Here is a 7817-nt window from a genome sequence, read left to right as displayed (position 1 = left end):
GTGCGAAGATGACGACCTCAAAAGGGACAATTCAAGGCTACAACGGCATCGCGATAAACGATGATAAACATCAAATCATCCTGCAAGCACAAGCGTGGGGCTCAGTGGGCGAACAACAAACTTTACAGCCAGCCGTTGCACAATTAAAACAGCAACTCGCTAAACTCAATACAGAAAAAATGGCAGATAAACACACCATCAAATTCACCGCAGACAGTGGGTTTAACAGCGAAGTAAATCTTGAGTTTATGGCGCAAAGTGGGTTCGATACCTACATTGCGGATAACCAATTTAGAAAACGAAATCCGCTGTTTAAAGCCAGCGAAACATACGAAACTGAGCAAGAAAAGCGCCGACTAAAACGCAGTAAAGGCAAGGCTCGGTTATTTACCTCAGACGATTTTCATTATGATGAAGCAACCCAAACATGCCGCTGCCCAGCAGGTAATGATATGTGGCGAAGCGGAGTTAATGTAAACAGCCATAACCAACAATACACACGATTCTGCGGTTACTTAAAAGATTGCAAAGTATGTCCACTACAACAGCAATGTATGCGAAAACCACCGATAGAAAGAGGACGACAAGTGCAGTTTATAAATAATGAATCGCGCAAAAAGCTGAGCTATGTAGACAAAATGAAAGTAAAAATAGACAGCCCCATAGGTCGACGACAATATAGCAAACGACTTGGCTGTATTGAGCCAGTGTTCGGGAACATTACAGTGAATAAAGGCATGAATAAATTGACCTTACGGGGTCAAACGAAAGTGAATGCGCAATGGCAACTGTATTGCCTTGTTCATAATATAGAAAAGCTGCAAAACACGATGCATTAAGAAGGGTAAGCCCTCTTACTCTAAATAAAAGCCACTCAAACACCCGTAATCCCTTCCAAAACGCCAATTAAAACAATATCAAACACTTCTATATTCTGCGTGAAAATACAGTAATCAATTGAACCAAAATAGGAACTCAGCTATGGTTTGTTTATCAATAAAAACAAATTTAAAAACGAGTTAATCTACAGGCTCGTTATGCACTAAGTTAAATCATCGAATTTTGAGCACACAGTAATTGATGGAGTATATTGTGATCGATAAAATTTTAACGTTTTTGTCCCTTTATCCATGGATATTTTTAATTATTGGGAGTTTCTGTATTTTGATTATTAACAAAAAGTATTCGGATATACATGTAAGAGGAACTTCGGTAACTGATCCTGACGGAGTTGGCGGTCAACACGATAAAATGGCTAATGAATCACTTCAGGGTCAAAGAAAGCTTTATATATTGATGGTTTGCTTATTTAGTGCTCTAGCTACAATTTTCTTTATTCTGCAGTAAGGGCATAACAAGCGCCTTAACTCCGACAATGTAAAGTTGTCATGGTTTTGGCAAACAACGCAAAAAGCCACGCCAACACATTGCGAGTTAGGCGGGAGTTGAGGCCGTAGAATAACTCTTTTTTAAGAAAAACGGCCGATTTTATGGGTTCCAAATGCATTACCTAGTGCAAGAAAAGCGCTTAGTATTTGTTACAGGAGCTCGGTTTTTAATCAATTTGGGCTGTTGGAGTAACTCTACAGCCTCGTTATATGATTTATCGAGTAGGAGTCAGGCTTTGGATCTAAACCCAAAATACAGAAGTGAAAAGTTTCAATGTCCACACTGTCAGGTTGCCTCTCAGCAGGCTTGGTTTGACGTTGATAATTCGAGTAATGCAGCTAATACGATATTAAATCACCTATTTTATGACTATAGAATGAGCATAAAGGATTATCAACAAAATGCCATCTTGGCTTTTATAGAGCACGTTGTAGATGCAAATAATCGACATATGAGCGAGTTTGTTCCGGAGGGTTTTTCTGTTGCAACCTGCTCAACATGTAACGAATTCTCTTTGTGGGTGAATAAAGAAATTGTCTATCCAAAACAAACGGCAGTAGCGCCTCCAAATGAAGATATGGATCAAGAGATTCAGGATTTGTATCTGGAGGCATCCACAATTGTTGTTGATTCTCCCAAAGGTGCTACGGCCTTACTCAGATTGGCACTCCAACTATTGCTCAAGCAACTAGGTAAGTCGGGAAAAAATATTAACAACGACATAAAAGAGCTTGTAGCAGAAGGGTTAAGTCCAAAAATTCAAAAAGCACTAGACTTACTTCGAGTTGTAGGAAATAACGCCGTGCATCCAGGGCAAATTGACTTGGAAGATGGCAGAGACATAGCGCTGAAGTTATTCCACGTTCTTAACTTCATCGCAGATGAAATGATTTCAAAGCCTAAAGAATTAGATCTACTTTATTCAGATGTTGTGCCTGAGGAAACGCAGCAACATATTAAAGAAAGAGATGGTTAATAATGGCAATTTGTAGTCGCGCACATAACAAGGCGCTGCACACGGATAAATTACTCGCTGCGCTCCTAATTTACCGGTGAGCGCGGCGTTATACCCTCTTCTAGAAAGGAGTCAAAATGGAAGGTTATTTACAAACAGGTGTTGGTATACTTGTTTCATTAATATTATTTGTTATTGGTTATCGACAAACCATAGGCGCTAAAAAAGAGCGCTCTAAAAATGCAAATATTTCTATTATTAGAACCATCATGAGAAGAATGGTTCTCGAAGATAGCAACTTTGCATTTAGGTTGTATCTATTTTGGAGGTTCTTGGTATCGGTTCTTCGGTGCAGGAAAGCAAATGGCATTACTTTCTGAGCAAGGAAGTATTCAACCAACTCTTATTACTAGTGTAATTGTTCTGATCCTATCAACTTGGTCATTGTATGCATTTTCAGCCGCAGGTGTGATTTTTAAGCTTCCATTCATCCGCCTAGCTCTTATACTAATAACTTTTATTTATTTAGCCCGAGGTGTTGCTGGATTTTTTTTAATAAATAACCCTATGGGGCGTTCGCCTGAGTTTTGGGTTTGGAGTTCTATTATTTGTTTATTTTTTGGTATTGTTCACTTTGTTGGTTTAAAACACCAATGGGCAAGCTTGTGAGTAAAGTGTAATCTAATAAAGAATCAAACAAGGGCTATTACACTTGGCTTTTAGTAAAGCATTATATTTATAGTAAACTACTTCTCGCCAATAATTAACGGAACAAGGAATATTAAAATGGATAAAATGTCAGTTCACATAACCCCTAAACCTTTAGAAACTTACCCGCAAAAACAAACTTTAAAGGTGGTAGCTGATGAAGTCACCGAAAAACCGACTGAGCACAAAGCAGCGGTTAAAAGCGACCAAGTGGATATATCCGAAGAAGGAAAAGAAAAAAGTCTGGAAGATCAAAATCGAGAGGCGTTACGTAAATTATCAGGCAATGAAGATGTAAGTCAGGCATCGCAATCTGAAGAAGACCCACTTGATGAACAGATTGCTGAAATACAAGAGAAGCTTGAAAAGCTAATACAAGAAGCTGCATTATTACGCAGTAAAGAAGATGAAGAGTCACAAGCTAAAGTGAAATTACTAGAAGCCGAAATTACCGGGCTTAACACTCAACTGATTGAGTTATTGAAACAGAAATTAGAATCGGGTAAATAACAAGCACAGTAAGTATATGCAAAGGGAATTGGAGACAAGAACGTTATTAATAACATAATAAAGACGCTCATCTTAATTTTAAAACTAAAGGGGTTAACCCCTGATATTACTGATCAAATTACTTAACCAAAGTGTTTATTTAAAGCCGCGACCTTATTTAAAGTCGCTAACTTATTTAAAAAGCGCAGCGGCTCTTATTCCCTTTGTGAATTAATTTGCTTTAAACAACATCAGCTCAGCATCTTTTCCATCCATTAATATCGCAACATTACCTTCAGCTGTGATATACACATCTCTTAACCTGCCTGCGGCCTCTGGAAACACGTGAGACTGTGTAAATTCACCACTGGCAAGATTAACGCTGTAGAGCTTTTTATCGACGAGTGTTGTGATTAGTACATGTTGTTGTAATGAAGGAAAAGCGGCATGTTTAGAGCCGTAATACGCCATGCCTGATGGCGCTATTGATGGTGTCCAATTAACACTTGGTTTTTGCATGCCTTTATATTCGGTAAATGGTGAAATACGCGCTTGCGAGTAATCTTTACCATAGGTGATTACCGGCCATCCGTAATTAGTGCCAGCGGTTAAGTAGTTTAGCTCGTCACCGCCTGCAGGGCCGTGTTCGTTGCTAACAATTTGCTGCGTATCGTAATCATAAACTAAGCCTTGAGGGTTACGGTGACCAAGTGAGTAAACAGCATGTGCATTTTGGTTTTCGTGATTAATAAATGGGTTGTCTGTCGGAATGGTGCCATCTAGGTTTATACGCAATATTTTACCAAGTTGGCTTGTTATAACCTGTGCTTGCTCTCTAAAGTCAAAGCCATCACCCGTTGAAATTAATAATGTGCTATCGGGTAATACGAGGGTACGACCAGCGTAATGTTGTGGTGTATTTTTATCAGTTGCTACTTTATAAATAACGTCAGGCTTTGAAAAGCTATTGCCATTAAACGTGGCTTTGGCAACAACAAGCCTGTTTGCGCTTGCATCACCTTGGGCATAAGTAAAAATAACTTCTTTGGAGTCGTTATAATCTGGTGATAATACAATGTCGAGTAAACCACCTTGGCCTGCAACGTATAAACCGTTCAGATTTAATTTTACTCTTGATTGCGCATTGTTTTTAACTATAACTACGTGACCATCACGCTCTGTAATTAACCATGTGCCGTTTGGTAGTTCAACCATGCTCCACGGAGACTGTAATTGCGTAGCCAGTGTTTTTGTACTGTATTGCTCCTTTGGTAATGCGGCTTGTGCATTAACAGAAAACGAAAAAAGCGAAAGCAGAGTAAAAATAGAGATACATTGTTTACGGAGCAAGCCTTTGCTAGCATAACTAGTATAAGAGAAAAGCTTTATTTTAAATTGAGATAACCATGTCGTTTTTAACACGTATATTGCCTTCATTTTTAGTTTCTTGGTTACTTACATTCACACTTGCTAGCTTGTTTCATAGCCAATACGTTGTCAATCAATTAGTTAATGTAGGTGTAGTGGTGGGCTTTAGTGATCGGGCTAGTTTAACGCTTGATGATTGGCTAGGCTTGCTACCTACCTACGGGGCTATTATTGCTGTGGCACTTGCCATCGCTTTTTTTACTACAACAAAGCTTAATAAAAAGGTTCAAAAATACAGTACTCAGCTATTTGTTATTGCTGGCATTGTGGCATTTTCTATTGTGTTAATTGCCATTGAATCAATTATGAATATTCATATTATAGCGGGCGCAAGGGGCTGGGGTTTTTATGCTCAATTGCTCGCAGGCGCGGTAGGTGGTTTTGCGTTTTCGCAATTATTTAAGGCAGCTAAAATCCAAAAAGCGTGTTGATGTGTGAATATAAGTACGGTTGATACGTTATTTGATGATTAACAAATAAAGGCCGCTGTTTATTGTAAACAGCGGCCTTTAAATATGGTTTTTAGAGTTTAATTAAAAAATTAAACTAATTAGTTTGTAGCTACTTAGCCCAAAAATTAGGATTAAAACGGGTAGGGTGACTAGGTTTAAAGCCAAAGAGTTAGTGTAGTTTCCCATAACCCCTTTTTGATTAACCAGCCATACAAGGTAGGTGCTAACAATAGGGAGTAATAACCCGTTAGCCGCTTGTGCGAATATAATCACCGCTACTGGGTCTAAACCTAATGAGGCCACCGCAGCACCAAACAATAAAATAATAATAGCAACGCCTTTAAAACGTGCGTTGCCCATATCGTTTGACCAACCTAACATGCCACACACGGCGTAAGCACCGGCAAGCGGCGCTGTAATAGCACTTGTTAAACCTGCAGCAAATAAGCCAATAGCAAAAAAGTAATGAGCGGCATCGCCAAGCAATGGCTCTAGCTGCACAGCCATGTTAGCCGCACTAATTTTCCCCGCATCGGTGCCATAAAATGCAACTGAAGCTGTAGATAAAATAGCTAAAGTGATCACACCGCCTAAAGTGATTGATAGGCCTGTATCAACATTTGTTTGTTTAATCACTTTTTGCATGTCGCTGTTACTGTCGTGTCTAGCAGCGAGTACGCCGGAGTGCAAAAATAAGTTATACGGCACAATGGTCGTACCGACTAATGCCAATATAGTTGTAATAGAACCTTCAGGCATACTAGGGATAAAACCGGCAAATACATCACTTAGTGAAGGGGCAGCCATTACAAGTGTTGAGATAAACACTAAACTCATTAAAATAACGAGTAAAATTAGCGCGTTTTCAACCACTTTATGTTTGCCGCTATACAGTAAAGCAGCACTTAACAAAGCAATAAGTGGTGTCCATAATTGGGAGTTAACTTGAGGGAATATTTCAATTAATCCCATACTAGCGCCACTTAAATTACCCGCTTCATAAGCTGCACTGCCTACGCCAATGGCGCTAATAACTAAAAATATCGCCAAGGATTTAAATAAAGGCGTTTGAATATTTGCTCTAAGAGCTTGTGCTAAATCTTGCCCGGTGGCAACGCCAAGGCGCGCCGCCATAGATTGTAATAATATAGTGGCAACTACTGAAAACAGTAATGTCCATATAAGTGCAAAACCAAAGTTTGCACCTGCCACGCTGGCGGTAGTAATGGTCCCTGGTCCAATGAAGGCAGCGGTGACGAGTAGTCCTGGTCCTAATCGCATAATTGACCTTAATAGTGCTAATGCATGTTGCTATTTAAAGTTACATCTTACGTTTAAAATCAATAATTATACGCGATGCCTGTTGTGTTAAAGCTGTCACTTACAGTAAGTGCCTTGCAGCAGTAGTCGCTCCTTGACGAGTTCTTTTTTATAAGCATATGTTAAAAAAGGGCGCGTAGGATACCAACTTGTATATAAATTTAAAGGGGGATACAGTGCGTTTGCATGAATTTCAAACGAATATATAAGCGAATTAAATGAATGATGCCGATATTTATATCGGCATCAGTATATTTACTTTATTAGACTTTTAATCGCTTCTAAGCCTTTTTTTAGGGTATCTGCATCGGTAGCATAGTTAATACGAATACACTCGTGCTTGTGCGCCCAATCATCGTCAATGCCGATAAAAAAGTTATGACCTGGGATCACATACACGTCTTGCTCTTTAAGTTGTTGATACAACACCTCGCTTGTTATTTTTGCATCTTTAAACCACAGCCACATAAAAAATGCACCTTCAACTTTGTGCAAATAAACAGGCAGTTCGGCAAATACTTCGTCAAACAACTCAATCGCGATTTGTGCTTTATTACGATAAAAAGGCAGTATAACGTTGCGGCACAGTGGCAGTAGTTCGTTGTCGTTAATTAAGCGTGTTACTAAGCTTGGGCCAATACTATTTGGCGATAAAACCATGCTGCCGTTTACGCGGCCAATTGCTTTAATAATCTCATTGTTTGCAACTATAATACCGCTGCGTAAACCCGGTAGGCCAAGTTTTGAAAGTGACATACATAAAATAATATTTGAGTTCCACGTTAGGTTTGCATCGGTGTAAATACAACCTGGGAACGGATCGCCATATGCGTTATCAATAATGAGTGGAATACCATATTGCTTAGCAAGTAAATCAAGGTGTTTTACTTCATCATCAGTAATTACATTACCTGTTGGGTTAGTAGGGCGTGATACGCACAGCGCGCTTATGCTGCTGTCGTTTGCTAGTGTTTTTTCAACTGCTTTAAAATCAATGACGTATTTAAACTGTTTTGATGTGCTGCCTGTATTGAAAATTTCGATATCAGGCTTTATGGCAACAAACATATCAGCCG

10 protein-coding genes are annotated in these 7817 nt (G+C 39.2%); 7 read left to right on the top strand and 3 right to left on the bottom strand.

Translation table 11 applies throughout. The annotated features are described in order from the left end of the window. From L655_RS0112315 to L655_RS0112295, 6 genes are all read left to right on the top strand, one after another. The coding region (locus L655_RS0112315; protein ID WP_033011515.1) for a transposase at positions 1 to 839 on the top strand (839 nt) is incomplete at its 5' end. Positions 840 to 1092: 253 nt separating this feature from the next. Next, positions 1093 to 1347, top strand: coding sequence for a hypothetical protein (locus L655_RS0112310; RefSeq protein ID WP_125825554.1), 255 nt, complete (start codon positions 1093 to 1095; stop codon positions 1345 to 1347). 277 nt (positions 1348 to 1624) lie between these two features. Further along, positions 1625 to 2365, top strand: a complete 741-nt coding sequence (locus tag L655_RS0112305) for a DUF4145 domain-containing protein (protein ID WP_024605182.1) — start codon at positions 1625 to 1627, stop codon at positions 2363 to 2365. A 116-nt stretch (positions 2366 to 2481) separates the two neighbouring features. Next, the gene (locus L655_RS1000000126660) at positions 2482 to 2724 is read left to right on the top strand and encodes a hypothetical protein (RefSeq protein ID WP_076915310.1); all 243 of its coding nucleotides are present in this window, start codon (positions 2482 to 2484) and stop codon (positions 2722 to 2724) included. Then, positions 2636 to 3013 carry a hypothetical protein gene (locus L655_RS01000000125540; protein ID WP_050582209.1) on the top strand — a complete coding sequence of 126 codons (378 nt, stop codon included), beginning with the start codon at positions 2636 to 2638 and terminating at the stop codon, positions 3011 to 3013. The genes L655_RS1000000126660 and L655_RS01000000125540 overlap by 89 nt, the downstream gene beginning before the upstream one ends. Positions 3014 to 3130: 117 nt before the next feature. Next, positions 3131 to 3562 (top strand): hypothetical protein, encoded by a 432-nt coding sequence (locus tag L655_RS0112295; RefSeq protein ID WP_024605181.1) that lies wholly within the window; start codon positions 3131 to 3133, stop codon positions 3560 to 3562. Positions 3563 to 3772: 210 nt separating this feature from the next. Here L655_RS0112295 and L655_RS0112290 read toward each other — a convergent pair whose 3' ends face one another. Then, a complete protein-coding gene (locus L655_RS0112290; protein WP_024605180.1) occupies positions 3773 to 4963 on the bottom strand; it encodes a PQQ-dependent sugar dehydrogenase in 1191 nt (396 codons plus the stop codon). Here L655_RS0112290 and L655_RS0112285 point away from each other — a divergent pair. Beyond that, positions 4948 to 5400 carry a hypothetical protein gene (locus L655_RS0112285; protein ID WP_024605179.1) on the top strand — a complete coding sequence of 151 codons (453 nt, stop codon included), beginning with the start codon at positions 4948 to 4950 and terminating at the stop codon, positions 5398 to 5400. The two genes, L655_RS0112290 and L655_RS0112285, sit on opposite strands and share 16 nt — an antisense overlap. 102 nt (positions 5401 to 5502) lie before the next feature. On the opposite strand, the gene L655_RS0112280 is transcribed toward L655_RS0112285, so the two are convergent. Next, on the bottom strand, positions 5503 to 6702 hold the full coding sequence (locus L655_RS0112280; RefSeq protein WP_024605178.1) for an Nramp family divalent metal transporter: 1200 nt from the start codon (positions 6700 to 6702) through the stop codon (positions 5503 to 5505). Positions 6703 to 6996: 294 nt separating this feature from the next. Beyond that, a partial coding sequence (locus L655_RS0112275; protein WP_024605177.1) for an aminotransferase class I/II-fold pyridoxal phosphate-dependent enzyme occupies positions 6997 to 7817 on the bottom strand: 821 nt, incomplete at its 5' end.

The organism is Pseudoalteromonas sp. TAE79 (assembly GCF_000498015.1).
Lineage (GTDB): Bacteria > Pseudomonadota > Gammaproteobacteria > Enterobacterales > Alteromonadaceae > Pseudoalteromonas.
The sequence above is the reverse complement of the archived record's forward strand: the minus strand, read 5'-3'. Positions and strand labels throughout refer to the sequence as shown.